Annotated in this window: 27 protein-coding genes and 2 pseudogenes; 23 read left to right on the top strand and 6 right to left on the bottom strand. The window is 66.5% G+C overall.

All coding sequences use genetic code 11. From position 1 onward, the window contains the following. The first annotated feature begins 202 nt into the window (after window positions 1-202). Both manD and yiaK read left to right on the top strand, forming a co-directional pair. On the top strand, window positions 203-1,408 hold the full coding sequence (gene manD, locus QM701_RS01825; RefSeq protein ID WP_415165403.1) for a D-mannonate dehydratase ManD: 1,206 nt from the start codon (window positions 203-205) through the stop codon (window positions 1,406-1,408). A 55-nt stretch (window positions 1,409-1,463) separates the two neighbouring features. After that, a complete protein-coding gene (yiaK, locus tag QM701_RS01820; protein ID WP_415165402.1) occupies window positions 1,464-2,489 on the top strand; it encodes a 3-dehydro-L-gulonate 2-dehydrogenase in 1,026 nt (341 codons plus the stop codon). A 31-nt stretch (window positions 2,490-2,520) separates the two neighbouring features. On the opposite strand, the gene QM701_RS01815 is transcribed toward yiaK, so the two are convergent. Next, complete coding sequence (locus QM701_RS01815) at window positions 2,521-3,219, bottom strand: GntR family transcriptional regulator (protein ID WP_415165401.1); 699 nt, start codon at window positions 3,217-3,219, stop codon at window positions 2,521-2,523. A 327-nt stretch (window positions 3,220-3,546) separates the two neighbouring features. Between QM701_RS01815 and rpsB the strand changes: the two genes are divergently transcribed. The 16 genes and pseudogenes from rpsB to QM701_RS01735 all read left to right on the top strand — a co-directional run bounded on the left by rpsB (window position 3,547) and on the right by QM701_RS01735 (window position 18,501). Beyond that, a complete protein-coding gene (rpsB, locus tag QM701_RS01810) occupies window positions 3,547-4,284 on the top strand; it encodes a 30S ribosomal protein S2 (RefSeq protein WP_415165400.1) in 738 nt (245 codons plus the stop codon). A gap of 108 nt (window positions 4,285-4,392) precedes the next feature. Further along, on the top strand, window positions 4,393-5,286 hold the full coding sequence (gene tsf / locus QM701_RS01805) for a translation elongation factor Ts (RefSeq protein ID WP_415165399.1): 894 nt from the start codon (window positions 4,393-4,395) through the stop codon (window positions 5,284-5,286). Window positions 5,287-5,311: 25 nt separating this feature from the next. After that, window positions 5,312-6,040, top strand: coding sequence for a UMP kinase (pyrH, locus tag QM701_RS01800; protein ID WP_415165398.1), 729 nt, complete (start codon window positions 5,312-5,314; stop codon window positions 6,038-6,040). Between the two features lie 11 nt (window positions 6,041-6,051). Beyond that, a complete protein-coding gene (frr, locus tag QM701_RS01795) occupies window positions 6,052-6,612 on the top strand; it encodes a ribosome recycling factor (RefSeq protein WP_415165397.1) in 561 nt (186 codons plus the stop codon). Between the two features lie 18 nt (window positions 6,613-6,630). Next, on the top strand, window positions 6,631-7,416 hold the full coding sequence (gene uppS, locus QM701_RS01790; protein WP_415165396.1) for a polyprenyl diphosphate synthase: 786 nt from the start codon (window positions 6,631-6,633) through the stop codon (window positions 7,414-7,416). Further along, on the top strand, window positions 7,409-8,242 hold the full coding sequence (locus QM701_RS01785; protein WP_415165395.1) for a phosphatidate cytidylyltransferase: 834 nt from the start codon (window positions 7,409-7,411) through the stop codon (window positions 8,240-8,242). The genes uppS and QM701_RS01785 overlap by 8 nt, the downstream gene beginning before the upstream one ends. A gap of 19 nt (window positions 8,243-8,261) precedes the next feature. Next, window positions 8,262-9,450: pseudogene (gene ispC / locus QM701_RS01780) on the top strand (1-deoxy-D-xylulose-5-phosphate reductoisomerase). Beyond that, complete coding sequence (gene rseP, locus QM701_RS01775; RefSeq protein ID WP_415165394.1) at window positions 9,447-10,814, top strand: RIP metalloprotease RseP; 1,368 nt, start codon at window positions 9,447-9,449, stop codon at window positions 10,812-10,814. The pseudogene ispC and the gene rseP overlap by 4 nt, the downstream one beginning before the upstream one ends. 3 nt (window positions 10,815-10,817) lie before the next feature. After that, a complete protein-coding gene (gene bamA / locus QM701_RS01770; protein WP_415165393.1) occupies window positions 10,818-13,157 on the top strand; it encodes an outer membrane protein assembly factor BamA in 2,340 nt (779 codons plus the stop codon). A 51-nt stretch (window positions 13,158-13,208) separates the two neighbouring features. Continuing rightward, the gene (locus QM701_RS01765) at window positions 13,209-13,685 is read left to right on the top strand and encodes an OmpH family outer membrane protein (protein WP_415169328.1); all 477 of its coding nucleotides are present in this window, start codon (window positions 13,209-13,211) and stop codon (window positions 13,683-13,685) included. Window positions 13,686-13,690: 5 nt separating this feature from the next. Next, on the top strand, window positions 13,691-14,728 hold the full coding sequence (gene lpxD / locus QM701_RS01760) for a UDP-3-O-(3-hydroxymyristoyl)glucosamine N-acyltransferase (RefSeq protein WP_415165392.1): 1,038 nt from the start codon (window positions 13,691-13,693) through the stop codon (window positions 14,726-14,728). Window positions 14,729-14,733: 5 nt separating this feature from the next. Continuing rightward, complete coding sequence (gene fabZ, locus QM701_RS01755) at window positions 14,734-15,171, top strand: 3-hydroxyacyl-ACP dehydratase FabZ (RefSeq protein ID WP_415169327.1); 438 nt, start codon at window positions 14,734-14,736, stop codon at window positions 15,169-15,171. A gap of 22 nt (window positions 15,172-15,193) precedes the next feature. Then, window positions 15,194-15,964 (top strand): acyl-ACP--UDP-N-acetylglucosamine O-acyltransferase, encoded by a 771-nt coding sequence (lpxA, locus tag QM701_RS01750; RefSeq protein WP_415165391.1) that lies wholly within the window; start codon window positions 15,194-15,196, stop codon window positions 15,962-15,964. After that, window positions 15,961-17,145 (top strand): lipid-A-disaccharide synthase, encoded by a 1,185-nt coding sequence (lpxB, locus tag QM701_RS01745; protein ID WP_415165390.1) that lies wholly within the window; start codon window positions 15,961-15,963, stop codon window positions 17,143-17,145. The genes lpxA and lpxB overlap by 4 nt, the downstream gene beginning before the upstream one ends. Next, a complete protein-coding gene (gene rnhB, locus QM701_RS01740; RefSeq protein WP_415165389.1) occupies window positions 17,123-17,710 on the top strand; it encodes a ribonuclease HII in 588 nt (195 codons plus the stop codon). The genes lpxB and rnhB overlap by 23 nt, the downstream gene beginning before the upstream one ends. After that, window positions 17,707-18,501 carry a TrmH family RNA methyltransferase gene (locus QM701_RS01735; protein WP_415165388.1) on the top strand — a complete coding sequence of 265 codons (795 nt, stop codon included), beginning with the start codon at window positions 17,707-17,709 and terminating at the stop codon, window positions 18,499-18,501. Before rnhB ends, QM701_RS01735 begins: the two co-directional genes overlap by 4 nt. Here the strand turns inward: QM701_RS01735 and QM701_RS01730 are convergent. Continuing rightward, window positions 18,479-19,111 carry a response regulator gene (locus QM701_RS01730; RefSeq protein WP_415165387.1) on the bottom strand — a complete coding sequence of 211 codons (633 nt, stop codon included), beginning with the start codon at window positions 19,109-19,111 and terminating at the stop codon, window positions 18,479-18,481. The two genes, QM701_RS01735 and QM701_RS01730, sit on opposite strands and share 23 nt — an antisense overlap. 43 nt (window positions 19,112-19,154) lie before the next feature. Between QM701_RS01730 and QM701_RS01725 the strand changes: the two are divergent. The 4 genes and pseudogenes from QM701_RS01725 to QM701_RS01710 form a co-directional block, all read left to right on the top strand. Continuing rightward, window positions 19,155-20,066 (top strand): annotated as a pseudogene (locus tag QM701_RS01725) (CHASE3 domain-containing protein); the annotation flags it as partial. A gap of 184 nt (window positions 20,067-20,250) precedes the next feature. Continuing rightward, window positions 20,251-20,529 carry a sensor histidine kinase gene (locus QM701_RS01720; RefSeq protein ID WP_415165386.1) on the top strand — a complete coding sequence of 93 codons (279 nt, stop codon included), beginning with the start codon at window positions 20,251-20,253 and terminating at the stop codon, window positions 20,527-20,529. Between the two features lie 207 nt (window positions 20,530-20,736). Then, window positions 20,737-20,901: a DUF1328 domain-containing protein gene (locus QM701_RS01715; protein WP_415165385.1), complete on the top strand. Its 165-nt coding sequence runs from the start codon at window positions 20,737-20,739 to the stop codon at window positions 20,899-20,901. A gap of 39 nt (window positions 20,902-20,940) precedes the next feature. Beyond that, the gene (locus QM701_RS01710; protein ID WP_415165384.1) at window positions 20,941-21,333 is read left to right on the top strand and encodes a DUF883 family protein; all 393 of its coding nucleotides are present in this window, start codon (window positions 20,941-20,943) and stop codon (window positions 21,331-21,333) included. Between the two features lie 171 nt (window positions 21,334-21,504). Here the strand turns inward: QM701_RS01710 and QM701_RS01705 are convergent, their stop codons facing one another. The 3 genes from QM701_RS01705 to QM701_RS01695 form a co-directional block, all read right to left on the bottom strand. Next, window positions 21,505-21,927: a response regulator transcription factor gene (locus QM701_RS01705; protein WP_415165383.1), complete on the bottom strand. Its 423-nt coding sequence runs from the start codon at window positions 21,925-21,927 to the stop codon at window positions 21,505-21,507. Between the two features lie 122 nt (window positions 21,928-22,049). Next, window positions 22,050-22,223 (bottom strand): DUF1328 domain-containing protein, encoded by a 174-nt coding sequence (locus QM701_RS01700; RefSeq protein WP_415165382.1) that lies wholly within the window; start codon window positions 22,221-22,223, stop codon window positions 22,050-22,052. Between the two features lie 140 nt (window positions 22,224-22,363). Then, window positions 22,364-22,684: a BON domain-containing protein gene (locus tag QM701_RS01695; RefSeq protein ID WP_415165381.1), complete on the bottom strand. Its 321-nt coding sequence runs from the start codon at window positions 22,682-22,684 to the stop codon at window positions 22,364-22,366. 277 nt (window positions 22,685-22,961) lie between these two features. Between QM701_RS01695 and QM701_RS01690 the strand changes: the two genes are divergently transcribed. Continuing rightward, window positions 22,962-24,746 (top strand): alpha-amylase family glycosyl hydrolase, encoded by a 1,785-nt coding sequence (locus tag QM701_RS01690; RefSeq protein ID WP_415165380.1) that lies wholly within the window; start codon window positions 22,962-22,964, stop codon window positions 24,744-24,746. 31 nt (window positions 24,747-24,777) lie between these two features. On the opposite strand, the gene QM701_RS01685 is transcribed toward QM701_RS01690, so the two are convergent. Beyond that, entirely contained in the window at window positions 24,778-25,818 is a 1,041-nt protein-coding gene (locus QM701_RS01685; RefSeq protein ID WP_415165379.1) for a putative zinc-binding metallopeptidase, read from the bottom strand. Window positions 25,819-25,858: the final 40 nt, after the last annotated feature.

The raw sequence follows: 25,858 nt of genomic DNA, 5'->3' as shown, positions 1-25,858 counted from the left end.
GGGGGCTTTATCTCCCAGTGCAAGAGGGGTCCGGCGGGGTAAATTTTCCCGGAGGACTGGCTACCCTCGATGGCATTTTCTGGGGGAGCGGGACGGTGTTTGAATTCGTATCAAGCTTGTATGGTAGTTGTGCTACACTGCCGTGTGCTGTGCGCCGTCTGGCGTCCTGGCCGTCGAGACCGAGGTCTGAAAGGAGAGAAAGATGAAGATTGTCAGTGCGGATGTGATTGTCTGTTGTCCCGGGCGGAACTTCGTAACGCTGAAGATCACCACGGACGAAGGAGTGACCGGCCTCGGCGACGCCACGCTGAACGGCCGTGAATTGTCGGTGGCGTCGTATCTGAAGGACCATGTCTGCCCGCTGCTGATCGGGCGCGATCCGCAGAAGATCGAAGACACCTGGCAGTACCTGTACCGCGGCGCCTACTGGCGGCGCGGGCCGGTGACCATGTCCGCCATCGCCGCGGTCGACATGGCGCTGTGGGACATCAAAGGCAAGCTGGCCGACATGCCGGTTTACCAGTTGCTCGGCGGCGCCTCGCGTGCAGGCGTGATGGTCTATAGCCATGCCACCGGCCGCGACATCCCGGAAACGCTCGACGCCTTCGCCAAGTACCAGGAGCAGGGCTTCAAGGCCATTCGCGCGCAGTGCGGCATTCCGGGCATGAAATCCGTCTACGGCGTTTCCAAGGGCGGCGCCTACGAGCCGGCGACCAAGGGTTGGCCGGAAGAACAATCGTGGTCGACCGAGAAATACCTGGACTACGTGCCCAAACTGTTCGAGGCGGTGCGTGCAAAATTCGGGTTCGACACGCACCTGCTGCACGACGTGCATCATCGCCTGACGCCGATCGAAGCCGCGCGTCTGGGGAAATCGATCGAAGACTACCGCCTGTTCTGGATGGAAGATCCGACGCCGGCCGAGAACCAGGAAGCCTTCCGCCTGATCCGCCAGCACACGGTCACCCCGATCGCCGTCGGCGAAATCATGAACACCATCTGGGACTGCAAGGACCTGATCGAAGAGCAGCTGATCGACTACATCCGCATGACCGTGACCCACGCGGGCGGGATCACGCATCTGCGCCGCATCGCCGATCTGGCCGCCCTATACCAGGTGCGCACCGGCAGCCACGGCCCGTCCGACCTTTCGCCGGTGTGCATGGGGGCCGCGCTGCATTTCGATCTGTCGGTGCCCAACTTCGGCATGCAGGAATACATGGGCTATCACGAGCAGACGATGGAAGTCTTCCAGTGCGCCTGGAGCTTCGACGACGGTTTCATGCATCCGGGCGAGAAGCCGGGTCTCGGCGTCGAGATCGACGAGGCGCTGGCCGCGAAGTATCCTTACGAACCCGCCTATCTGCCGGTGGCCCGCCTGGAAGACGGAACCCTGTGGAACTGGTGACGTCTGCTTGACCATGACCGGGGCGGGTGCCCCGGCAACCCCTGGAGTGAAAAGAATGACACGTGTTCCGTTTGAAACGGTTTATGAAGTGGTGACCGAGGCGTTCGTCCGTGCCGGCATGCGGCCGGAGGATGCCCGGACGTGCGCGCGGACCCATGCCGAGTCGAGTTGCGACGGCGTCTACTCGCACGGGCTCAACCGCGTCGCCCGGTTCGTCGACTATCTCAAGAAAGGCTGGGTCGATCCCGATGCCCGGCCGACCATCGTCAAGGAACTCGGCGTGATCGAGATCTACGACGGCCACCAGGGCCCCGGCATCCTCAATGCGTATTTCGCCGCCGACCGGGCGATCGCCATCGCGGCGGAGCAGGGCGTCGGCATCGTGACGCTGCGCAACACCACGCACTGGATGCGCGGTGGCACCTACGGCTGGTACGCGGCGGACAAGGGCTACGCGGCGATCAGCTGGACCAACACCGAGTCGTGCATGCCGTCCTGGGGCGGCAAGAACACGCGCCTGGGCAACAATCCCTTCGTGATGGCCGTGCCGCGCAAGAAAGGGAACATCGTCCTCGACATGGCCATGTCGCAGTATTCGTACGGCAAATTGCAGGTGACCCGGCTCAAGGGCGCGCAGCTGCCGTATCCCGGCGGGTTTGACAAGGACGGGAACCTGACCGCCGAGCCCGGTCCGATCGAGCAGTCCATGCGCATCCTGCCGATGGGCTACTGGAAGGGGTCCGGCTTCGCCATCCTGCTCGACACGCTGGCGGCGGTCCTTTCGGAAGGCCTGCCCACCAGCCAGATCGACCAGGTCGGACGGGGCAGCTGCACCGGCTGTTCGCAGGTGTTCATCGTGTTCGATCCGCGGCAGCTGGGCGGCGAGGAATTCACCGACAAGGTGGCGGACAGCGTCGCCGATTATGTGAATTCGTCGACCCCCGACGAAAGAAGCAAGGAAGTGCTTTATCCGGGGCAATCGACCCTGCGCATCCGGGCCGAGCATCGCGCCAACGGCGTGGTGGTTGATGACGGCGTCTGGGCCGAGGTCCTGGCCCTGGCCGGCAGGACGGCGGCGTAACGCGCGTCCGGCCCGGCCGCCGCCGGGCCGTTCAATCGATCGAGAACAACTCCGGAAAGCGGCTGGCGATCGCCGGCAGCGACACGGTGATCTCGCGCAAATGGCTGCGCATCGCGGCGGCCGCCACGGTGGGGTCGCCCGCCTCGATGCCGTCGACGATGCGTTCGTGCTGCTCGATGATCCGGGGGATCGGCGTCGCGTCGTCCAGGCTGAGGTAGCGGATGCGGTCCATCTGCGCCTTGATGCCTTCGATCACCCGCCAGGCATGCGCGCGGCCCACCGACAGGGCGAGGGTGCGGTGGAATTCCTCGTCGAGGGCGAGGAATTCGTCGTTGTGGCCGGGGTCGAGGGCATGCTGCCTGGCGATCAGGTCGCGCAGCTCCCGGATGGCGGAAAGCGGTGCGGACGTCGCGGCCTCGCGGGTCACGGCGATCTCGATGGCTTCGCGGACGAAGCGGGCGTCCAGCACGTCGGCGACGGAAATCTTGACGACGAAGGTGCCGCGCTGCGGCTGGATGCTGACCAGGCGTTCCTCGGCCAGCTTGATGAACGCCTCGCGCACGGGCTGCCGGCTGGTCGAATACTGGCGGGCGATCTCCGATTCGGAAAGCCCCTCGCCGGGACAGATTTCCCCACGGATGATGGCGCTGTGCAGTTGGCGATAGACCTGGGCGCTGATCGACGATGACTCGTTCTGCCGGGCGCGCGGCGCGCTTCTGGTGCTGTTCATCGTTCGCGGTCTGCGTGGAAATGGGTGGCTGACATTCTAAGGCTTCCGCGGCACCTGCGGGACTGCTTCCGCATTCGGGAAGCGCGCCTTGGCTGCGGCGGACCGGCGACCGGGGCGGCCGGATGGTTTTTGCTCGTCCCGCCGCTGGAATTGGCCGCTTCGCGGTGGTAAAATCCCGCAGCTTTGCCAGTCTCGTGGCTCGGCAAGGCGGCAGGCGGCGTACCGGTTGCCTGCAAATACGCACACTCGTCTGTTCAAGGGTGCTCCTCCCACGCGGGAAGAGCGTGTAGCTGGACGAGTGGTGGCTCAACCCTGAAAGGAAAAAACATGTCTGCAACAATGCGTCAAATGCTGGAGGCCGGCGTTCACTTCGGCCATCAAACACGCTTCTGGAATCCCAAGATGGCGCCGTACATCTTCGGTTCGCGGAGCAAGATCCATATCGTCAACCTCGAAAAGACGCTGGTCAAGTACAACGAGGCGATGGCCTTCGTGCGCAAGCTTTCGGCCAACAAGGGCACCATCCTGTTCGTCGGCACCAAGCGCCAGTCGCGCGAGATCATCGCCGAGGAAGCGACGCGCGCCGGAGCGCCGTTCGTCGAGCAGCGCTGGCTGGGCGGCATGCTGACCAATTTCAAGACGATCAAGCAGTCGACCAAGCGCCTCAAGGAAATGGAAACCATGGCCGAGGACGGCTCCCTCGACAAGCTCGGCAAGAAGGAAGCGCTGATGATGCAGCGCGAACTGGCCAAGCTGCAAAAGTCGATCGGCGGCATCAAGGAAATGAACACGCTGCCCGACGCGCTGTTCGTCATCGACGTCGGCTATCACAAGATCGCCATTTCCGAGGCCAACAAACTGAACATCCCGGTCATCGCCGTGGTCGACACCAACCACTCCCCGGACGGCATCGACTACGTCATTCCCGGCAACGACGACTCGTCGAGCGCGATCCGCCTGTACGCGCGCGGCGTCGCCGACTCGATCCTCGAAGGGCGCAGCCAGTTCGTCGAGGACATCATTGCCGCGACTTCGGAAGACGAATTCGTCGAGGAGTCCGAGTAATTCCTGCCTCGCCGTCCCGGTAGAGCAAAGGCGATCTTTTCCTGATCATTCGTTGTTTCAACAAGGCACGGCCGGTTTTCCGGCCGTGCCCGTAAATGGAGATGAAAAATGGCGGCAATTACCGCAAGCATGGTGGCAGAACTGCGCGCGAAGACCGACGCGCCGATGATGGAGTGCAAGAAGGCCCTGACCGAGGCCGACGGCGACCTGGGCAAGGCCGAGGAAGTCCTGCGCGTCAAGCTGGGCAACAAGGCCACCAAGGCCGCCGCGCGGATCACCGCTGAGGGCCTGGTCGCCGTCAGCATCACCGCCGACGGCAAGCAGGGCGCGATCATCGAGGTCAACTGCGAAACCGATTTCGTGGCCAAGAACGACGAGTTCCAGGCCCTGACCAAGAATTGCGTCGAGCTGGTCGTCAGCAGGAATCCGGCCGACGTCGCCGCGCTGTCCAGCCTGCCGCTGGGCGACGGCACCGTCGAATCGGTGCGCACCGCGCTGGTCGGCAAGATCGGCGAGAACATGTCGATCCGCCGTTTCGAACGCGTCGAGGCCAAGGGCCGGCTGGTGTCCTACATTCACGGCGGTGCCAAGATCGGCGTGCTGCTCGACCTGGTCGGCGGCGACGAGCAACTGGGCAAGGACCTGGCGATGCACATCGCCGCCTCCAAGCCGAAGGCGCTGAGCGCCGACGGCGTGCCGGCGGATCTGCTGGAAACCGAACGCCGCATCGCGATCGAGAAGGCGCGCGCCGACAACAAGCCGGAAGCCATGCTGGCGAAGATCGCCGAAGGCACGGTGCAGAAGTACCTGAAGGACGTCACCCTGCTGGCGCAGGTGTTCGTCAAGGCGGAAGACGGCAAGCAAACGGTCGAGCAGCTGCTCAAGGCCAAGGGCGCTTCGGTCGCCGGGTTCACGCTGTACGTGGTCGGCGAAGGCCTGGAAAAACGCTCGAACGATTTCGCTGCCGAAGTTGCCGCCCAGGCGGCCGCGGCGAAGAACTGATACGACAAAAACAAGGATCGCCGCCATGACCGAAACCGCAGCCATTCCGGAGTACAAACGCATCCTGCTGAAGCTTTCGGGCGAGGCATTGATGGGCTCCGACTCCTACGGCATCAACCGCCAGACGATCACCGAGATCGTCCAGGAGGTCAAAAGCGTCGTCGATCTCGGAGTGCAGGTCGGCGTGGTCATCGGCGGCGGCAACATCTTTCGCGGTATCGCGCCCGCGGCGAACGGCATGGACCGCGCCCAGGCCGACTACATGGGCATGCTGGCCACGGTGATGAACGGCCTGGCGCTGCAGGACGCGATGCGCGTGGCCGGCATGGTCGCCCGGGTGCAGTCGGCGCTGAACATCGAACAGGTGGTCGAGCCCTATATCCGGGGCCGCGCCATCCGCTACCTGGAGCAGGGGCGCACGGTCATCTTCGCCGGCGGCACCGGCAACCCGTTCTTTACCACCGACACTGCGGCGGCGCTGCGCGGCGCGGAGATCGGCGCCGAAATCGTGCTCAAGGCGACCAAGGTGGACGGCATCTACACGGCCGACCCGAAAAAGGACCCGACGGCCACGCGCTACGACGCGATCAGCTTCGACGACGCTATTTCCAGAAATCTCGCCATCATGGATACTACGGCCTTCGCGTTGTGCCGCGACCGTAAACTGCCGGTCAAGGTGTTCTCGATCTTCAAGTCGGGGGCGCTCAAGCGGGTGGTCCTTGGTGAGAACGAGGGCACGCTGGTGTATTGCTGAGGGAGGATGCGATGTCGATTGCTGAGGTGAAGAAGGGCGCGGAACACAAGATGCAGAAATCGCTGGAGGCGCTGCGCGTCGACCTGGCGAAGATTCGTACCGGCCGGGCGCACATCGGCCTGCTGGACCACGTGCAGGTCGACTACTACGGCTCGCCGGTGGCGGTGAACACAGTGGCCAACATCACCGTCCTCGATCCGCGCACGCTGGGCGTGCAGGCGTGGGAAAAAGGCATGGCGGCGAAGATCGAGAAGGCCATCCGCGACTCCGATCTGGGCCTGAATCCGGCCGCGCAGGGCGAACTGATCCGCGTGCCGATGCCGCCGCTGACTGAGGAGCGGCGCCGCGACCTGATCAAGGTGGTCAAGCACGAGTGCGAGAATGCCCGCGTGGCCATGCGCAACTTGCGGCGCGACGCCAACGCCACGCTCAAGGACCTGCTCAAGAAGAAGGAATGCTCCGAGGACGAGGAGCGCAAGGCGCAGGACGACATCCAGAAACTGACCGACAAGTACGTCGCGGAAGTCGACAAGCAGTTCGCCCAGAAGGAAACCGAGTTGATGGCCATCTAGGCCGAGGGAATCCGGCTGATGGCCTCCTTCAAGAGCTCGACCCGCACGATCCCGGATACCGGCCGCGTTCCCCGGCATGTGGCCATCATCATGGATGGCAACGGGCGCTGGGCCAAAAAGCGTTTTCTGCCCCGTTTCGCCGGGCACAGCCGCGGCGTCGAGACAGTGCGCGAGGCGGTCCGGTACTGCCTGGACCGGAGAATCGGCTATCTCACGCTGTTCGCCTTCAGTTCCGAAAACTGGCGCCGGCCGGCGGAAGAGGTGTCGCTGCTGATGCAGCTTTTCGCCCGGGCGCTGATGCAGGAAGTGTCCAAGCTGCACGCCAACGGGGTGCGCCTGAAGATCGTCGGCGACCTGTCCCGTTTCGACGCGGAGTTGCAGGCGCTGATCGACGCCGCCGAGCGGCAGACCGTATCCAACGGCAAGCTGACGCTGACCATCGCCGCCAACTACGGCGGCCGCTGGGACATCGTCCAGGCGGTCAACCGCATGGCCGTCGAGCGTCCGGAAAAGCGCGGCGAGTGGACGGAAGACGATCTCGCGCCGTATCTCGCGATGAGCTACGCGCCCGAGCCCGATCTCTTCATCCGCACCGGCGGCGAGGAGCGGATCAGCAATTTCCTGCTCTGGCAGCTGGCGTATACCGAGTGCTATTTCACCGCCACCCTTTGGCCGGAGTTCGATTCCACGGCATTCGACAAGGCCGTCTCCTCCTACCAGAAACGCGAGCGCCGGTTCGGGCGGACCAGCGAGCAGCTGGCGGCCGGCGATGGGCATCCTGCGGACGCCAAGATCGATGCTTAAAACGCGGATCGTCACCGCGCTCTGCCTCGTTGCCGCCTTCCTCTGCGCGCTGTTCCTGTTGCCGCCGGCCGGCTGGCTCGGCTTCTGCGCCCTGGTCGCGGCGCTGGCGTTCTGGGAATGGGGCGGGCTGATGGCCCTGGGCGGACCGGCGCGGCTGGCCCTGGGCGCGGGCGGCGCGCTTGCCGTCGCGGCGCTGGCCGCGGTTTTCCCGTCCGCGCTCGGCCTCGGCGACGGACCCGCGGACGCCTGGCAGGCGGGGCGCTGGCTGTACCTTCCCGCCGCGGCCTTCTGGTGCGTGGTCGTGCCGTTGTGGCTGCAGCGGCGCTGGACCGTGGCGCGTCCGCTGACCGGCATCCTGTCCGGCGCCCTGGTCATCCTGCCGGCCTGCCTGGCGCTGATCCAGCTGCGGCAACTGGGGGCGGGACAGCTGCTGGCCGTCATGGCGATCGTCTGGGTGGCGGACACCGCCGCCTACTTTTGCGGCCGGGCGTTCGGCCGCCACAAGCTGGCGCCGACCATCAGCCCCGGAAAAACATGGGAAGGGGCCGTCGGCGGCGTCCTGGCGGTGGTAGCCTATGGACTGCTGTTCTCTTCCCACCTGCCGGCGACGCTTGCCGGCCATGTCTGGCTGCTGGCCGTCCTGCTCGTGCCGCTCACGGCGATCAGCATCGTCGGTGACCTGTTCGAGTCGCTGCTGAAGCGGCAGGCCGGGCTGAAGGACAGCAGCAACGTGCTGCCCGGCCACGGCGGCGTGCTCGACCGGATCGACAGCCTCACCTCCACCTTGCCGCTCGTCGCGCTGGTCCGGTTCGGCATGGGCATTTGACAAAGGATTCCGCCCGTCGATGACGCAGAAGCTCACGATTCTTGGCTCGACCGGTTCGATAGGCGTCAATACGCTCGACGTGGTCCGGCGGCATCCGGAGCGCTACCGCGTCGAAGCCTTGTGCGCGCATACCCAGATCGACCGCCTGTACGCGCAATGTGTCGAGTTCGCGCCGCGCTACGCGGTCGTCCGCGATGAACCCCTGGCGGCGGAATTGCGCGGGCGGCTTAAGGCGGCGGCCTGCGCCACGGAAGTCCTGCACGGTCCCGAGGCGCTGGTGCGCATGGCGGAACTGCCGGAAGTGGATGCGGTGATGGCCGCCATCGTGGGTGCCGCGGGGCTGCCGCCGACGCTGGCCGCGGCGCTGGCCGGGAAAAAAATCCTGCTCGCCAACAAGGAAGCCCTGGTCATGGCCGGGCCGGTCTTCATGCGCGCCGTGCGCAGCGGCGGCGCCCGGCTGCTGCCGATCGACAGCGAGCACAACGCGATCTTCCAGTCGCTGCCGGCCGACTATGCGGGCGACCTCGACCGGAGCGGCGTGCGGGGCATCCTGCTGACCGCCTCGGGCGGTCCATTCAGGACGACGCCGCGCGCGGACCTGGCGCACGTCACGCCGGCACAGGCGTGCGCCCATCCGAACTGGGTCATGGGCCGCAAGATTTCGGTCGAACTCGGCGACGATGATGAACAAGGGGCTGGAGGTGATCGAGGCCCACTGGCTGTTCAACGTGCCGGCGGAAAAGATCCAGGTCGTCGTGCATCCGCAGAGCGTGATCCATTCGCTCGTCCAGTACATCGACGGCTCCGTGCTGGCCGAACTGGGCAATCCCGACATGCGCACGCCGATCGCGCAGGCGCTGGCGTACCCGGAGCGGATTGCCGCGGGCGTCGAGCCGCTCGACCTGTTCGACGTCGCCGCGCTGCATTTCGAGCGGCCGGACTTCGAGCGTTTTCCCTGTCTCGCGCTGGCCTACGGGGCGCTGCGGGACGGCGACAACGCGCCGGCGACGCTCAACGCCGCCAACGAAGTGGCCGTGCAGCGCTTCCTGGAGGGGCGGATCGGCTTCGTCAACATTGCCGGGGTCATCGCGCGCGTCATGGAGCGGATGCCGGCCGCGCGCCTCGATACCCTGGACGACGTGCTCGCCGCCGACGCCGCCGCGCGGCGGATGGCCGAACAGATCGTCGAGGGGATGCAGCGGCGATGAGCGATTTCCTGTTTTACGCGATGGCCTTCGCCGTGCTGCTCGGCGTGCTCATCGTGGTGCACGAGTTCGGCCATTACCTGGTCGCCCGCCTGGCCGGCGTTAAGGTGGTGCGCTTCTCGGTCGGCTTCGGCCGCCCGCTGTTCCTGTGGCGGGCCGGCAAGGACGGGACCGAATGGGCGATCGGCGCGTTTCCCCTGGGCGGCTACGTCAGGATGCTGGACGAGAGCGAAGGCGAGGTGGCGCCGCACGAAGCGCACCGCAGCTTCAACCGGCAGAGCGTCTGGAAGCGCATGGCCATCGTCGTCGCGGGGCCGCTGGCCAACCTGGTGCTGGCCGTCGCCGTCTACTGGGGCCTGTTCATGCACGGCTCGGAGGAACTGCGTCCCGTCCTGGGGCAGCCGGTCGCCGCCAGTGCCGCGGAACAGGCCGGCATACGGAACGGAGAGCGGGTGCTCAAGGTCGGCGACGAGAGCGTCGAGACCTGGGCCGACCTGCGCTGGGAGCTGCTGCGCCGGATGGTGGAACAGGATTCGGTGGAGCTGGAAGTGGTCAACGAGCGCGACGAGATCAGCTTCCGCCCGCTGGCGCTGGCCGAGGCCAGGGACCCCGAGCCCGGCGAGGACCCCATCGAACTGCTGGGCCTGCGCTTCTTCCGGCCGGTGGTCCCGGCCGTGCTGGGCAGCATCACCCCGGGCAGCGCCGCGGCCGCGGCCGGCCTGCGGCCGGGCGACGTGGTGGTGAGCATCGACGGCCGGGACGTCGCTTCATGGGCGGACGTGGTGCAAACGGTCCGCGCTTCGCCGGGCGTGACGCTGCTCCTTGAATACGAACGGGACGGGGCGGCGTCCACGGTCGAAATCACTCCCGTGCGGATTGAGAGCGGCGGCCGCGAGATCGGCCGGATCGGCGCGGCGGTCGCCGATTCCGGGCTGGAAAGGGACAACCTGCTGATCACCGTACGCTACGGCCCCTTGCCGGCTCTGGGCAAGGCGATCGAGGAGACCTGGGACAAGTCTATATTCAGTCTCCGGATGATGGGCAAGATGGTCACCGGCGTGCTGTCCTGGCACAACATCAGCGGCCCGGTGACCATCGCCGACTACGCCGGCCAGTCGGCCAAGCTGGGCCTCGCCCAGTACCTCCGCTTCATGGCGCTGGTGAGCATCAGCCTGGCCGTGCTCAACCTGCTGCCCGTTCCCGTTCTGGATGGGGGGCATTTACTGTATTATGTCGCGGAAATCGTGAGAGGCAGGCCGTTGTCCGAGCGGTGCCTGATGATCGGCCAGAAGATCGGACTGGCGTTGATCCTGATGTTGATGGCCTTCGCCCTCTACAATGACTTCACCCGATTGATTCCTGGCTGACCCATGAAGAGAATTCTGCTTGCCGGTGCGATCGCCGCACTGTGCGTATCAAACGCTTTTGCCTTCGAACCTTTCACCGTCAAGGACATCCGCATCGAAGGCATCCAGCGGACCGAAGCCGGAACCGTGTTCAGCTATCTGCCGGTCAAGGTCGGGGAGACGATGACCGACGAGAAGGCCGCCCAGGCGATCAAGGCGCTGTTCGCCACCGGGTTTTTCAGGGACGTCCGCATCGAGATCGACGGCACCGTCGTGGTGGTCGTCGTCGAGGAGCGGCCGGCCATCGCCCAGATCGATTTCGTCGGCCTCAAGGAGTTCGACAAGGACCAGATCATCAAGGGCCTCCGGGAAGCCGGCTTCGCGGTCTCGCGTTCGTTCGACCGCGGCATGCTGGAGCGGGCCGAGCAGGAACTCAAGCGGCAATACCTGACCCGCGGCAAGTATTCGATGACGGTGACCACCACGGTGACGCCGCTCGAACGCAACCGGGTGGGCATCAATTTCAAGATCGACGAAGGCGACTCGGCGGTCATCCGGCAGATCAACATCGTCGGGGCGACGTCGTTCAAGGAAAAGGAACTGCTCGACACCTTCCAGCTGCAGACGCCGAACTGGATCAGCTGGTATACGAAGAACGACCAGTATTCCAAGCAGAAGCTGTCGGCGGACCTGGAGACGCTGCGCTCCTTCTACCTGAACCGCGGGTTTCTCGAATTCAGCATCGAATCGACGCAGGTCTCGATCAGCCCGGACAAGAAGGACATCTACATCACCATCAGCGTGTCGGAAGGCGAGCGCTACGTCGTCTCCTCGGTCAAACTGGCGGGCGACCTGATCCTGTCCGAGGACGAGTTCAAGACCGCCATGAAGATCAAGGCGGGCGACGTCTTCTCGCGCGAGGCGCTGAACCAGAGCACCAAGGCCATCAGCGACAAGCTGTCGGGGCGGGGCTACGCCTTCGCCAACGTCAATGCGGCGCCGGAGGTCGACAAGGAGAAGCGGCAGGTGGCGTTTACCATCTTCGTCGATCCGGGCAAGCGGGTGTACGTCCGCCGCATCAACATCGGCGGCAACACCAAGACGCGCGACGAGGTGGTCCGCCAGGAAATCCGCCAGATGGAAGGCGGCTGGTACGACGACGAGCGGGTCAAGCTCTCCAAGCAGCGCATCGACAAGACCGACTACTTCTCCGAAGTGACGGTCGAGACGCCGCCCGTGCCGGGCACCACGGACCAGATCGACGTCAACTACAACGTGACCGAGAAGTCCACCGGCAACATCACGGTGGGCGCCGGCTACTCGCAGTCGGAAAAGGTGATCCTGTCCGGCTCGATCTCACAGGCCAACATCTTCGGCAGCGGCAAGTTCGCCTCGGTCCAGATCGGCACCGGCAAGATCAACCGCGCCATCGGGTTCAGCTACAACAACCCGTATTTCACGGTCGACGGCGTGAGCCAGGGCTTCGACATCTATCACCGGAAATCGAATCCGACGTCGCTGGGATACGTCTATAAGACCGAATCGACCGGCGGCGGCATCAAGTTCGGCATCCCGATCTCCGAAAAGCAGTCGATCAACTTCGGCGCGGCGGTCGACTACACGAAGGTCACCATCGACCGCGAGGACGAGGACACGCCGCTGCAGTACCAGCGCTTCATCGACAAGTTCTGCGGCTCCAATGCGGATACCTGCGGCAACCTGTCGGTGCCGCTCACCGTCGGCTGGATCAGCGACGGCAAGGACAGCGCGATCAATCCGACGCAGGGCACGTACCAGAAGGCCACGTTCGAGGTCAGCCCGGGCGGCGACCTGCGCTACTACAAGGCGACCTATCAGCACCAGCGCTTCTTCCCGGTGACGCGGAACCTGACGCTGATGCTCAACGGCGAGGTCGGCTACGCCAAGGGGCTGCGCGGACAGGACATGCCGTTTTTCAAGAACTTCTACGCCGGCGGCACGGGCTCCGTGCGCGGCTGGGACACGGCCAGCCTGGGCCCGTATGAAATCGACACGGACGGCGACGAAGTGCGCCTGGGCGGCACGCGCCGGTTCGTCTTCAACGCCGAATTGTCGATGCCGGTGCCCGGTTTCGGCGTCGACAAGTCGTTCCGCTTCGGACCGTTCTTCGATGCCGGCCAGGTTTATTCCGATGAGAAGACCGGCGCCTGCAGCAGCGGCTCCGGCATCGTCTGCGAGGAAGGCCCGGTGCGCATGTCGGTGGGCCTCGCGGCGACTTGGCTGTCCCCCCTGGGACCGCTAAAATTCAGCTTCGCCCAACCGCTGAACAAACAGAAGAATGATAATATTCAAAGGTTCCAGTTCCAGATGGGAACTACTTTCTAGCCGAGGAGAAACAGCTTGAGAACGAAATTTGCCACCCTGCTGGTCGCGCTGATGATCGCCTTGCCAGCGTCGTACGTGGCGGCAGCGGATTCGGTGAAAATTGGCTACGTCAACACGCAACGGATTTTCCGTGACGCGCCCGCCGCGGTGAAGGCGGCGAAGAAGATCGAGGCGGAGTTTTCCCGGCGCGACCAGGAACTGCAGGGTATGGCCAAGCAGCTTCAAGGCATGCAGGAAACGCTCGAGAAGAACGCCGTGACGATGAGTGAAACCGACCGGCGCGCCAAGGAAAAGGAACTGAACGAACTGTCGCGGGAATTCCAGCGCAAGCAGCGCGAATTCCGCGAGGATCTGAACCTGCGCCAGAACGAGGAAAACGCGGCCATCATCGAGAAAGCCAACAAGGCCATCAAGCAGCTCGCCGAAAGCGAAAAATTCGACCTGATCGTGCAGGACGTGGTATGGGCGAGCCCGAAGCTTGACATTACCGACAAGATAATCAAGGCCTTGGCCGCCGACAGCAAGTAATCGACGTGACCAAGCACGGAGGGCTGCGTCTCGAGGAGATCGTTGCGCGACTGGGCGGGCAGCTCGAAGGGGACCCGTCCGTCGTTGTCTCGCAGGTTGCCACGCTGGCCTCGGCGGGAGCCGGCCAGATCGCTTTCCTGGCCAATCCGAAGTACCGCCAGCAGCTCCAGGCGACCCGCGCGGCGGCGGTCATCGTGCCGCCGAAGTTCGCCGGCGACACCGAGCTGCCCAGGATCGTCCATCAGAATTCCTATGCCTACTACGCGCGCGTCGCGGCGTTGCTGAATCCGCCGGAAGCGCGGCCGGCCGGCGTCCATCCGAGCGCGGTGATCCATACCGCTGTGCCGGAGACGGCGCGCATCGGCGAAAACGTGGTGATCGGCAGGAACGCGACGATCGGCGAGAACGTGACGCTTTACCCCGGCTGCGTGATCGGCGACGGCGTTTCGCTCGGCGCCGACTCGGTGCTTTACCCGAACGTGGTGGTGTATCGCGACTGCGTCATCGGCAGCCGGGCCGTGGTGCATGCCGGCGCCGTCATCGGCAGCGACGGTTTCGGCTTCGCCAAGGAAGGCGAGCGCTGGATCAAGATTCCCCAGCTCGGCCGCGTGGTGATCGGCGACGACGTCGAAATCGGCGCCAACACCTCGATCGACCGGGGCGCGCTCGACGACACCGTGATCGGTGACGGCGTCAAGCTCGACAACCAGATCCAGATCGCGCACAACGTGGTGGTCGGCGACCACGCGGCGATGGCCGGCTGCGTCGGCATCGCCGGCAGCGCCCACATCGGGCGGCGCTGCACGATCGGGGGGGCCGGCATGATCGTCGGCCACATCGAGCTGGCCGACGACGTCCACGTCTCCGCCGGCACGATGATCACCAAGAGCCTGCACCAGCCGGGCCAGTACACCGGCGTCTTTCCTTTCGAGGCGCATGAGGAGTGGTTGCGGAGCGCGGCGCAGATGCGGCGTCTGACGAAGCTCGCCGAGCGCGTGGCGGAACTTGAGAAAAAACTCGAACTAATGGAGAAAAGGTCTTGAATACAATGGATATTCACGAAATTTTGAAGCACCTCCCCCATCGCTATCCGTTCCTTCTCGTGGACCGGGTGGTCGATTTCGAGCCGGGGAAGTTTCTCCATGCGTACAAGAACATCACCATCAACGAGCCGTTTTTCGTCGGTCACTTCCCGCACCATCCGGTCCTGCCCGGCGTGCTGATCATGGAGGCGCTGGCGCAGGCCGCCGGCATCCTGTCGTTCAAGACCATGGGCAGCCTGCCGGACGAGAACTCGGTGTTCTACTTCGTCGGCATCGACAACGCGCGCTTCAAGAAGCCGGTCACGGCCGGCGATCAGCTGCACCTGCACGTCGAGATCGCGCGCCAGATGCGCGGCATCTGGAAGTACAAGGTCGAGGCGCGGGTCGACGGCGAGGTGGTCGCCGACGCCGAGCTGATGTGCGCCAAGCGCGACGTGGTCTGATCGCGGTCCGGGCAGCGGTAACATGATTCATCCCACGGCAATCATTCATCCCGGCGCCAAGCTGGGCGCCGGCGTCAGCGTCGGACCGTATTCGATCATCGGCGAGCACGTCGAGATCGGCGACAACACCTGGATCGGTCCGCACGTGGTGATCTCGGGGCATACCACGATCGGCTGCGACAACCGCATCTTCCAGTTCTCCTCGATCGGCGAGATCCCGCAGGACAAGAAGTACGCCGGCGAGCCGACGCGGCTGGAAATCGGCGATCGCAACACCATCCGCGAGTTCTGCACCTTCAACCTCGGCACCGCGCAGGACGCGGGCGTCACCCGCGTCGGCAGCGACAACTGGGTGATGGCCTACGTGCATATCGCGCACGACTGCCAGGTGGGCAACCGCACGATCTTCGCCAACAACTCGCAGCTCGCCGGGCACGTCCATGTGGACGACTGGGCGATCCTCGGCGGCTATACCGGCGTGCACCAGTTCTGCCGCATCGGCGCGCACACCATGACCGCCGTCGGCACCGTCGTCCTGCAGGACGTTCCGCCTTACGTGATGGCCGCTGGCAATTCGGCGACGCCTTACGGCATCAACGCGGAAGGGTTGAAGCGGCGCGGCTTTTCGGCCGAGGCGCTGATGGCCCTGAAGCGCGCCTACCGTACGCTGTACAAGTCGGGCCTGATGCTGGAAGAGGCCCGCGCCAGGCTGGAAGAAGACGCCAAGGCGCATGCGGAGATCCAGCCGATCCTCGACTTTCTGGCGGTTTCGAAGCGCGGCATCATCCGATGACCTCCCGCGTCCTGCGTGTCGCCATGGTGGCCGGCGAAGCATCGGGCGATCTGCTGGCCAGCCACCTGATCCAGGCACTGCGGGCGAAGGCGCCGAACGCGCTGTTCTACGGTATCGGCGGGCCGAAGATGATCGGGCAGGGGTTCGACGCCTGGTTCCCGCTGGAATCCCTGGCCGTGCGCGGCTACGTCGAGGTGCTCAGGCACTACCGGGAGATTTCCGGGATACGCAAGGAGCTCAGGCGCCGCCTGCTGGCCGACGCGCCGGACGTGTTCATCGGCGTCGACGCGCCGGACTTCAACCTGGCGCTCGAAAGGGCGCTGAAACGGCGCGGCGTGCCGGCCGTCCATTACGTCGGCCCGTCGATCTGGGCCTGGCGCGGCAAGCGCATCCGCACCATCGGACAATCGGTCTCCCGCATCCTGGCCCTGTTTCCCTTCGAGCCGGCACTGTACGAAAAGGAGAACATCCCGGTCAGCTACGTGGGGCATCCGCTGGCCGACATGCTGCCGGTGGAGGACGTCCGCGACGAAGCGCGCGAACTGCTCGGCGTGCCGCCGCAGCAGCCGGTGTTCGCGCTGCTGCCGGGCAGCCGGCAATCCGAACTGGCCTACATGGCCGAAACCTTCATCGAGACGGCGCGGCTGATCCATCAGCGCGTGCCGAACGCCCTGTTCCTGGTGCCGATGGCCACGCGCGAGACGCGCCTGCTGTTCGAATCGGCGCTGTACCGCCGGCAGGCGCGCGACCTGCCGATCCGCCTGCTCTTCGGGCACGCGCACGAGGCCATGGCGGCGTCCGACGCGGTGCTGGTGGCGAGCGGCACGGCGACGCTGGAAGCCGCACTGCTCAAGCGCCCGATGGCCATCGCCTACAAGATGGCGCCGCTGTCGCATCGCCTGATGCGGCGCATGGCGTACCAGCCCTACGTCGGCTTGCCGAACATCCTGGCGGGCCGCTTCGTCGTCCCGGAGTTCATCCAGGACGACGCGACGCCGGAAAATCTGGCGCAGGCGCTGCTGAACTTCCTGGCCGACAAGGACCTCTGCGCGCGCATCGGCGAGGTGTTCCGCGAGATTCACCTGCAGCTCAGGCAAAACACCGCGGAGAAGGCCGCCGAGGCGGTGCTGGCCTCGCTGCCGGGAGAGGCGGGCAAGCATGCTGCCCTTGCTGCTGCCTGACGGGCTGGCCTGCGGCGTCGACGAGGCCGGGCGCGGTCCGCTGGCCGGTCCGGTGGTCGCCGCGGCGGTCATCCTCGATCCGGCCGATCCGATCGACGGGCTCGACGATTCCAAGAAGCTTTCCGCCAAGCGCCGCGCCGCGCTGGCCGTCGAGATCCGCGCCCGGGCGCTGGCCTGGGCGGTGGCCGAGGCCAGCGTCGAGGAGATCGACCGCATCAACATCCTGCAGGCCAGCCTGCTCGCCATGCGCCGGGCGGTCGACGGCCTCGCGCTGCGGCCGGAGCGGGCGCTGATCGACGGCAACAAGTGCCCGCGCCTGGACTGCCCCGCGCAAGCGATCGTCGGCGGCGACGGCAAGGTCGCCTCGATCGCCGCCGCCTCGATCCTGGCCAAGACCGTGCGCGACGCGGGGATGCTGTCGCTGCACGCCGTCTATCCGCTGTACGGCTTCGACCGGCACATGGGCTATCCCACCGCCTTCCATCTGCAAGCCTTGCGCGCGCATGGGCCGAGCCCCGTGCACCGGCGCAGCTACGCGCCCGTGGCCCAGCTCGTGCTGCTATGAAACGCATCGCCTCGCGCGACAACGCCCATTTCCGCGCACTGAAACAGCTCTGCCGCAGCGGCCGCGAGCGGCGCAAGTCCGGACGCATCGTGCTCGACGGCATGCACCTGATCGAAAGCTACGTCGAGCGTTTCGGACCGCCGGACGAGATCGTCGTCAGCGAAGCGGGCCTGGGGCGCGCGGAAATCGCGCGCTGCCTGGAGCAGCGCCCCGGCCGGGCGGCCACCGTGCTGGCGGACGCGCTGTTCGCCGAACTGGCGACGGTCGATACGCCGAGCGGGATCATGGCCGTCGCCGCGCTGCCGCGCGGCGGGCGGCAGCCCGATCCGGCAGCCGACGCCGTGCTGCTCGACGGCATCCAGGACCCCGGCAACCTCGGCTCGATCCTGCGCACCGCCGCGGCGGCCGGCTTCGGGCAGGTCCTGCTGTCGTCCGACTGCGCGCAGGCGTGGTCGCCGAAGACGCTGCGCGCCGCGATGGGGGCGCATTTCTCGCTCGCCATCCACGAGAACGGCGACCTGCCGGGTTTCCTCGCCGCTTATCGCGGCCAGTCGCTGGTCACCGCGCCGGATGGCGCCGCGGACCTGTTCACCGCCGAACTGGGCCGGCCGGTCGCCTGGGTGTTCGGCAGCGAAGGGCAGGGCGTCCGGCCGGAGGTCTCGGCGCTCGCCGGGCAGCGCCTGCGCATCCCGATGCCGGGCCACGCCGAATCGCTCAACGTCGGCGCGGCGGCGGCGGTGTGCCTGTTCGAGACGGTGCGGCGGCGGCTTACTGAATCAGCCCGTTCTTGAGCGCGTAGTAGGTCAGGTCGCTGTTCGAGGCGAGCTTGAGCTTTTCCATCACGCGCGAACGGTAGGTGCTCACGGTCTTGACGCTGAGCGCCATGTTGTCGGCGATGTGGCCGACGGTTTCCCCCCGCGCGAGGCGCAGGAAGACCTGCAGTTCACGCTCCGAAAGCTGTTCGTGCGCCGGGCCGTCGGCGTTGCCGGCGAGGCCTTCGGCCAGCAGCTCGCCCACGGCCGGGGTGATGTACTTCCGTCCCCGGCATACCGTGCGGATGGCGGTGACGATCTCTTCCGGATCGCATTCCTTGTTCAGATAGCCGGCGGCGCCCTGGCGCAGCAGCGCGGTCGCATAATGCGTTTCGGGAAAACCGCTGAGGATCAGCACCGGCAGGTCGGGTTCGCGCGCCTTGATCGCGGCGAGCAGTTCGATGCCGCTCTGGTCAGGCATGGAAAGGTCCAGTAGGATCACATCGGCGTCTTTCCGCCGCACGATGTCAAGCGTCTCGCGACCGTTGCAGGCTTCGCCGGTGATCCTGAAGTCCGCCTGCTCGGACAGGAACTGCCGCAGGCCGGCGCGCACGATGGCATGATCATCGACGATGGCGATCCGGATCATTGCGAACCCTTTATGCCGCTATTCACGCTGTGAAGTGTAGGCGATGCGAGAGGCGATGGTAAAGACAAAAGGTCGTTTCAAGAGGGAAGGGATCTTCCTCATACTCACCCTCGTCGTGGCCGGTCTGACGATTTCGATCAACGAGCTGGCATACCGCGGCGCGCACGGGGGCTTGAACGAACTCGTCAAGATGGGCGCCGCGCGTTTCGCGCTGCAGGGGCTCGTGCAGCGCGTCACCGACGCCGAAACCGCGCAGCGCGGCTACATCATCACCGGCCGGCGCGAGTACATGGGGCCCTATCAGTCGGCCGCCGCCGACGCGCGCGCCTCGCTGGCCACCCTGCGCGGGATCTATGCCGAACTCGAACTGGAGTCGGCGTTGAGCCTGTGCGAGCGCCTCGAAGACGACGTCAACGAGAAGCTCGACGAGCTCGCCGGCGTGCTGGCGCTGATCGAGGAGAAGCGGCTGGATGAGGCGCGGGCGATGATCCTCACCGGCTTCGGCCTGCGCCAGATGGACCGCATCCGCGCCGACACCCGCGAGCTGCAGGAACTGCAGGCCAGGCTGTTCGACGCGCATCTCGGCGGCGTCTTCGACACGCTGGCGCTGAACCGCATCGGCGTCAGCGCGATGACCGTGATCATCGTGCTGCTGCTGGTGCGCTTCCGGCGCCAGAGCCGCCTGCTCGACGAGCATCGTGTCGCCAAGGAGCTGGCGATCAAGGCCGAACGCGACCAGCTCGAAGTGGAGGTGCGCCGGCGCACCGCCGAGCTGGCGGAACTGGCCGCGCACCTGGAGCTGGCGCGCGAGGACGAACGCTCGCATCTGGCCCGCGAGCTGCATGACGAACTCGGCGCGCTGCTGACGGCGGCCAAGCTGGACGTGGCGCGCATGCGCCCGAAGCTGCCGGCCGCCGCCGCCGATCTGTCCAGCCGCCTGGGGCACCTGACCGAGACGCTCGATGCGGTCATCGCGCTGAAGCGGCGCATCATCGAGGACCTTCGGCCGTTGACGCTGGACAACCTCGGGCTGTGCCCGGCGCTGGAGATCCTGTGCCGGGATTTCGCCGCGCGCATGGAGATCGAGGTGCTGCCGGACCTGGAGCCCGTCCGCCTCACCGGCAGCGCGCAGTTCGACGGTGTTCCGCATCGTGCAGGAGACGCTGACCAACATCTCGAAATATGCCAAGGCCAGGCACGTCGAGGTGTCGCTGCGCGAAGACGGCGGCATGGCGCGCGTGCGCGTCCGCGACGATGGCGTCGGGTTCGATCCGGAGCGCGCGGTACACAGCAGCCACGGCCTGCGCGGCATGCGTTTCCGGGTCGAGGCGGAGCGCGGCCTCCTGACCATCGCCTCGTCGCCCGGCGCCGGCTCCGTCATCGAGGCGGCGCTGCCGCTCGAAGCGGACGAGGCCTGAACGCCGGCGGCGCTGCCGTGCCGCGCGTAGGTTTCCTCCTACTTCGGCGTGCGGCCGCCGCCGACAGGACGCCGCGGCATGCGCTGTCCGGCGCGGCGCGATCGATGGCGTACAGTTTCCTCGTCGTGGCCGATATTGCAGCCGCGATACGACCTTATCGCCGGACCCCGCCCGCGCGGGCCGGACCGGCCATCAAAGGAGACCGTCATGCTGCATTATGCCCTGGTGTTTTTCGTCATCGCCCTGATCGCCGCGCTGTTCGGATTCGGCGGCATCGCCGCCAGCGCGGCCGGCATCGCCAAGATGCTATTCTTCTTTTTCATCGTGATGGCGCTGATCAGTTTCCTTGCCGGATTGCTGCGCAAGCGCTGAACGCCGCATCCGGCGGTTTCCAAGACAGGAGAGAATGTGATGAAAAAAATCGACCCGAAAACCGTTTCGGCGAAATCCGAAGAACTGGCCGGCCGCGCGGCGGACTCGGTCAAGGACGCCATCGACGCGACGCGCGGCGCGGCGAACAGAACCCTGGACGCCGCCGAGGAAAGCGTCGAGAACCTGCGCGAAGGCATTTCCGAGAAGGCGGGCCATGCCGCCGACGAGGTCCGCAGGTATGTGCGCGCCGGCAGGGACTATGCCTCGGACGCCTGCGGCGCCGTCAAGGGCCGTCTGGCGGACGCCGGCGAATGCACGGCGTCGTACGTCAGGGAAAAGCCGGCCCAGGCCGTGTTCATCGCCGCCCTGGGTGGCGTGTTGCTGGCCTGTCTGATCAACGCCTTGACGCGCTCGCGCCGCCCCGACGCCTGACCCGGCGCGCGGAGCGCCCCGGACGAGGGCGCTCGCGGGGGCCTCCGCCCGCTCCGTCGACGGAAATCCCGACGGACAACCCATGCATGGCCGGTGCACGGCGAAAGGCCGGGAATGCGCTTCCCGGCCTTTCATCACTATGCCGACTGTTTGTCTGGGTACCTGGCCGGACTACGGAAGGCCGGCGCAATACTCGATCAGTTGTTCCAGTTCGGCGGATTTGTCGAAGAAGGCGTCCGCGCCGAGCTCGTGGCAGCGCCGGCGGATGTCCGGGCTGGCGAAATTGGTGAGCACCACGCATTTGGCGGCGGGCAGGACCTTCTTTGCCCGGGCGAGCACGGCAAAGCCGGTGCCGCTCTTGAGCAGGATGTCGATGATGATCAGGTCGCAGTCGCGGCCGCCCGCGTCGATCCAGTCGATCGCCGATTTTTCATCGACCGCGAACCCCACGATTTCCACGACGAGCAGTTCCTGCAAGGTGGCGATGAGGTTCTCGCGGATCAGGGCGTTGTCCTCGACGAGGAAGCACCTGAGCCGCCCGGCCGGCGCCTCGGCCGCGGAGTTCGTGGTGGCGCTGGAAGTTCCGGTCGGCATGGCGGCGGTTGGAGCGGGCGGTGGGGTTCAGGAGTCCGGACGAAGCGGCAACGCGCGCATCAGGCGCCCCGGTCCGTGGCGGGCGGCGGTGTCGGGATGCACGCGACGCGGCCGGTCCGCGCTCAGCCCAGCGCGTTGATGCCGAAGATGGCCAGGGCGATCAGCACGAGGAAGATCACCACGGCCAGTCCGAACAGGACCTTCGCGATCGAGGCCGCGCCCGACGCGATGCCGCTGAATCCGAGCAGGCCCGCGACGACCGCGATGATGGCGAAGATGATGGCCCACTTGATCATGGCAACTCCTTTCCAGGGAGCGGCGTCGGCGGCCGCACCGCAGTGGTTGTTCATGGCGTCCGCCGGACGGTACCGGCGGACGGAGGTTCTCAGGATCGCCCGGCCGCAGCGCGGGCGGGCCGTCCCGGACCGGTCGCGCCTTACGGCCGGACGACGATGTCGTTGCGCACGCCCTTCACGCCGGACGTGTTGCGCGCGAGGTTCTCGGCCTTCGCCTTCTCGGCCGAAGTCTTGGCGAAGCCGGAGAGCTGCACGACGCCGCGCAGCGTTTCCACGCTGATGGCCATGGCGCTGACTTCGCGGTCTTCCGCGAACTTCGCCTTCACGCGCGTGGTGATGGTCGAGTCGTCGATGTATTCGCCGACGGTGGACTGGTCGCGGGTCACCGCGCAGCCGGCGGCGCCAAGGCCCACGAAGCCGGCGATCACGAGGGTGGCGAGGGTCGTTTTTGCGTTGTTCATATGCGTCTCCTTGGTCAATGGGTCGAATCGCATGCGGGCCGCACGGCCTTTGAGCGACGCTTGCATGGTACGGGCTGCGCCGGCCGAATGCTGTCGGACGCCGCCGAATGTTCAGTCGGCGGTGTCCTACAGACGAGGCGTGCAAAAGCACTCAGAATGCATCGGCCGGACGTCTGCCGGCCGGGCTTTTTGGAAAGGAGCGTAGAAGATGACGAAATCGAAGAGTCGGAAGCCCGCGGCGCGGCGGTCCGCACCGCGGCCGGCAGCGCATCCGGGAATGGGCGCCGTCGTCCATGACGGCGGCGTCGCGTTCCGCGTGTGGGCGCCCCACGCCGAGGCCGTGGCGGTGGTCGGCGACTTCAACGACTGGAACGAGACGGCGCACCCGCTGGCGGCGGAAGGCGAAGGGTACTGGTACGCGGAGGTGGCCGGGGCGCGGGTCGGGCAGGAATACCGCTTCGCGCTGCGCACTCCCTCCGGCGATTTCACGCGCATGGACCCGTACGCGCGCGAGGTCACGCACTCCGCGGGCAACAGCGTCATCGCCGATCCGGAATTCGACTGGGCGGGCGACGAGTTCGTCATGCCGCCGTGGAACGAGCTGGTCGTCTACGAGATGCACGTCGGCACCTTCAGCGACGACAGCCCCGACGACCCGGCGCCCGCCACGCTGGACTCGATCGCCGCGCGTTTCGGCCACCTGCGGCGGCTCGGCGTCAATGCGCTGCAGCTGATGCCGATCGCCGAGTTTCCCGGCGACCGCTCGTGGGGCTACAACCCCGCGCACCTGTTCGCCGTCAGCTCGACCTACGGCGGCCCCAAGGCGCTCAAGCAGTTCGTCAAGGCCGCGCACGCGGCGGGTTTCGCGGTCATCCTCGACGTGGTCTACAACCATTTCGGGCCGTCCGACCTCGACCTCTGGCGCTTCGACGGCTGGAGCGAGGACGAGGGCGGCGGCATCTACTTCTACCAGGACGACCGCCGGCGCACGCCCTGGGGCGACACGCGCCCGGACTACGGGCGCGGCCCGGTGCGCCAGTTCATCCGCGACAACGCCCTGATGTGGCTGGAGGACTACCGGCTGGACGGGCTGCGCATGGACATGACGCTCTACATCCGCCTGTCCGAGCCGGGCGGGCGGGTCATCGACGACGGCTGGAGCCTGATCCAGTGGATCAACCGGGAAATCTCGGAGCGTTTCCCCGGCAAGATCACCATCGCCGAGGACCTGCAGAACGATGCGGCGCTGACCCGCGAGACCGGGGAGGGCGGCGCCGGTTTCGGCGCGCAGTGGGACGCCAATTTCGTGCACCCGATCCGCGCCAGCGTCACCGCCGCCAGCGACGAATGGCGCTCGATGCCGCAGGTCGCCGATGCCCTGGCGTTCCGCTACAACCTCGACGCCTTCGAGCGGGTGATCTACAGCGAGTCGCACGACGAGGTGGCCAACGGCAAGGCGCGCGTGCCGCACGAGGTCGACGCCGACAATCCCGAGGGCTATTTCGCGCAGAAGCGCTCCACGCTCGCCGCCGCGTTCGTGTTCACCGCGCCGGGTATCCCGATGCTCTTCCAGGGGCAGGAATTCCTCGAAGGCGGCTGGTTCCAGGACACGGTGCCGGTGGACTGGGACAAATTGCGCGAATTCCGCGGCATCGTCCGCCTGTACCGCGACCTGATCCGCCTGCGCCTGAACCGCGACGGCACGACGCGCGGGCTCTGCGGCCAGCACATCGAAGTCACGCACTGCAACGACGATGACAAGGTCGTCGCCTTCAAGCGCTGGGACGTCGGCGGTGCGGGCGACACGGTGGTGGTCGTCGCCAATCTGTCCGCCAACGTGCTGGCCGACTACCGGATCGGCTTTCCCGAGGCGGGCCGCTGGCGCCTGCTGCTCAACAGCGACTGGGAGGGCTACAGCCGGGATTTCCAGGGCACCGAAACGGCGGACGCCGATGCCGCCGAAGAGGCTTACGACAACCAGCCCGCCAGCGCCGCGCTGGCGATCGGTGCCTACAGCGTGCTGATATTCGCCCAGGCGCCGGACGGCGGGGAGACGCGGTAGCGCGACGCCGGCCGCCGCCTTTGGAGACAACTCATGCCGGGGCGTCCGCCGCGGGCGCCTGCGCGCGCCGCGCGGCGGCTGCGCGCAGCAGCGCCTGCACGGTCGCCATCTTGGCGAGCACGGCGTCGGGCATCAGGAAGGGATAGCTGTCGCGCAGGCCCAGGCTGCGGTTCATGGCGTTGAGGAACTGCGCCACCGGCAGCCAGTGTTCGAGCACCACGTCGTCGACCGGCTTTTCGGCGATCGGGCCGGTCAGCCGGGTCCGCGCCGCCTGGCCGTCCAGCCGCAGGCCCCAGGCCGCCGCGGTTTCCACGGCATCGACGACGAGCAGGGTGTGGGCGCAGGTTTCGGCCCAGTCCTCCCAGGGATGGGCGCTGGCGTAGGCGCTGATGAAATGCGACTGCCAGTCCGGCGGCGGACCTTCGCCGTGATGGCGCGCCAGCGCCTCGGCGTAGTCCGCCCGTTCGTCGCCGAAGACCTCGCGGCAGCGCGCCATCGCCGCCTCGTCGCCGGCCAGCCAGCGGTACTGCAGGTAGTGCGCCACCTCGTGGCGCAGATGGCCGAGCAGCGTGCGCATCGGTTCGCCGAGCGCGGTGCGGATGGCCTCGCGCGCCACGTCGTCGGCCTCCGCGACGTTCAGCGTGATGACGCCGTCGGCATGCCCGGTGAGCACGTTCGGCGCCCCCGCCACGTCGGCGAGCAGGTCGAAGGCCAGGCCCAGGGCGTCGCTGTCGTCCTGCTTGGGCTGCGGCGGCAGGCCCAGCGCCAGCAGCTGCACGACGACCTGCTTCTTGGCCTGCTCGATCTTGATCCATGACTCGCGGTTGCCCGGCACCGCCAGGTCGGGAATCGTGCGCGTGAGCCGGCACGCGAGGCAATGTGCCGCGCCGTCCTCGACCAGCCAGTTGCAGAAGTCGTTGGCGCAGCGCGGAACTGAAGGCACGGCCGGTTCCGCCGGCAGCGCCAGCATCGCGTCCCGGCCCGGGGAGTAGCCGAGCGCGGCGCCGCAGGACTGGCACAGGGTGTTCTCGAAGAAGACCGTCTGGCCGCAGGAGCAATGGAACGGGTGCATGGCGCGAGCTTCCGAGTTGGCTGGGAATGGCGTTCGACAG

Source organism: Propionivibrio sp. (genome assembly GCF_047602565.1).
GTDB lineage: Bacteria > Pseudomonadota > Gammaproteobacteria > Burkholderiales > Rhodocyclaceae > Propionivibrio.
The sequence above is the reverse complement of the archived record's forward strand: the minus strand, read 5'-3'. Positions and strand labels throughout refer to the sequence as shown.